The sequence below is a fragment of the Exiguobacterium sp. s149 genome, assembly GCF_018618395.1.
Lineage (GTDB): Bacteria > Bacillota > Bacilli > Exiguobacteriales > Exiguobacteriaceae > Exiguobacterium > Exiguobacterium chiriqhucha.
The window spans coordinates 1-382 of sequence record NZ_JACSLZ010000026.1 but is presented as its reverse complement, the minus strand read 5'-3'; the positions used below and the strand labels follow the sequence as shown (position 1 = coordinate 382).

The following is a 382-nucleotide window of genomic DNA, read 5'->3' as shown; positions in this document are numbered from 1 at the left end:
ATCTAGCGTCTAAGACACACGGTCCTCACGGACCATATGTGAAATAATTGGTTTGATGTCTTGATGAATCTTCAGTTTTCAAGGAACAAAGTGGAGCCTAGCGGGATCGAACCGCTGACCTCCTGCGTGCAAGGCAGGCGCTCTCCCAGCTGAGCTAAGGCCCCGTATTGAAATTCTCAAAAAAATGGTGGGCCTAAGTGGACTCGAACCACCGACCTCACGCTTATCAGGCGTGCGCTCTAACCAGCTGAGCTATAGGCCCTCATATTTTGATTGTCGAGAGATTTTGGTCTCTCAAAACTGAACGATGGGCAATGCCACATGGGCATTTTCCTTAGAAAGGAGGTGATCCAGCCGCACCTTCCGATACGGCTACCTTGTT

The 382-nt window shown here is 49.7% G+C and carries 2 tRNA genes; both read right to left on the bottom strand.

The features are described 5' to 3' along the window. Positions 1-91 precede the first annotated feature (91 nt). Positions 92-164 (bottom strand) — tRNA-Ala (locus KNP81_RS15170). 21 nt (positions 165-185) lie between these two features. Then, a tRNA-Ile gene (locus tag KNP81_RS15165) sits at positions 186-262 on the bottom strand. Positions 263-382: the final 120 nt, after the last annotated feature.